We start from the raw sequence: 1,230 nt of genomic DNA, 5'->3' as shown, positions 1-1,230 counted from the left end.
GCCCTAATGGGCAAGACCTGCTATTATCTCGATGTGCTGAACATGATAAAGGCTTATGAAAGAGGAGATTGGAACGCTTTTATCAGGTACGCTGAGAAATTAGGCTTGAACGAGAATGAAATGCCAGAATTGTATGTCCAGGCCCTGGAGTGGGTTAATAAGTTACATCTGCAGGAAAAAGAAGTCGGGTCACATTAGTATAAATTTCATGTTGAAGCACTAAACTTGCAGAAAAGCAAACCTGTCGATTTTAGGTATGGGCATAAACTTTATCAACAGCAGCACAAAAGCCTATCAGGAAAGTATTGCAGATAAAGCTCCGGTAGAGCCATTGGTGTTTAGAAACATGATCAGCCATCTGGAAAAAGTATCTGCTGTAAGAGGAATAATAATCTACCTGGTAAGTAATGACTGCTCTGTGGTAAATCGTTTCCGCCCGTAACCTTGAAGCAACGGTTGTTTTACCTCTACAGCGGCTATCTCCTTTCCATAACAAGGTTATGCAGCACTAAGCTCGGTGGTAGCCGGGATACCCCACCCACCCTGTCAACGTGCTGCTTCACTTGCACTTCCATCATAGCTTGGTCGGGAGTAAAAGTTTGCCGCTCTTCCGGTGAAACAACCGTTGCTCCGAGGTTACGGCCAGCAACCATCTACCACAAAGGACTCAGAGAAAAACTGGGAAAAAACCGAACAAGAAAATTACTAAGAAACTAATCAAAATTTCATTGTTTAGATAATCTATATACTTTGCTTTTACCATTAATTCTCCGTGTCTTCTGTGAATTCTCTGTGGCTTCTGCGGTTTAAATAAATACGTCCTCGGGATTGAGGCGTCCATGCCGGAAACAGTGATTTTTCAAGCCCTCACTGTCGTCAACACCGGCTATCTGCCCTCAGCCAGGTCGCAACTTATTGTTTCACCGGGCGGCCTCTTTCTCACCCTTACCCAAGGCAGGGTAGGCAGGGTTCTCCGCCTACCGTTTGGGAGCGACTGCGCCCGCAAAACCGCTGCCGGGCAGGCAGAGGAGTTCCCGCATGTTTGAAGATGGCGAAGGCCGCCGGGAAGTCCGGCACTCAACTTATGTAGGGCACCCCAGGATGTTGATAAGGGAGGTTAAATGTCTTCCGGAGTGGGGCTTAAATCGTCCATCGGTCCGCGAGCCGCGTAAGCGGGAGCGGTTATTCGATGGAGATTTCGCCCGGAGCGGAGGAATCATTTAACCTCCC

General features: G+C 47.6%; 1 protein-coding gene and 1 pseudogene. Both read left to right on the top strand.

Features of this window, described 5'->3' with window-relative positions; all coding sequences use genetic code 11:
- Window positions 1-198: pseudogene (locus Tfer_RS15650) on the top strand (hypothetical protein); the annotation flags it as partial.
- Window positions 199-1,038: 840 nt separating this feature from the next.
- Window positions 1,039-1,224, top strand: a complete 186-nt coding sequence (locus Tfer_RS15640) for a hypothetical protein (RefSeq protein WP_052219197.1) — start codon at window positions 1,039-1,041, stop codon at window positions 1,222-1,224.
- The last annotated feature ends 6 nt before the right edge of the window (window positions 1,225-1,230 follow it).

Source organism: Thermincola ferriacetica (genome assembly GCF_001263415.1).
In the GTDB taxonomy this organism is placed as follows: Bacteria; Bacillota; Thermincolia; order Thermincolales; family Thermincolaceae; genus Thermincola; species Thermincola ferriacetica.
The sequence above is the reverse complement of the archived record's forward strand: the minus strand, read 5'-3'. Positions and strand labels throughout refer to the sequence as shown.

Coding starts and splice junctions, on each gene's coding strand:
- Tfer_RS15640 (WP_052219197.1), top strand. CDS start 1,039: ATGTTTGAAGATGGCGAAGGCCGCCGGGAAGTCCGGCACTCAACTTAT.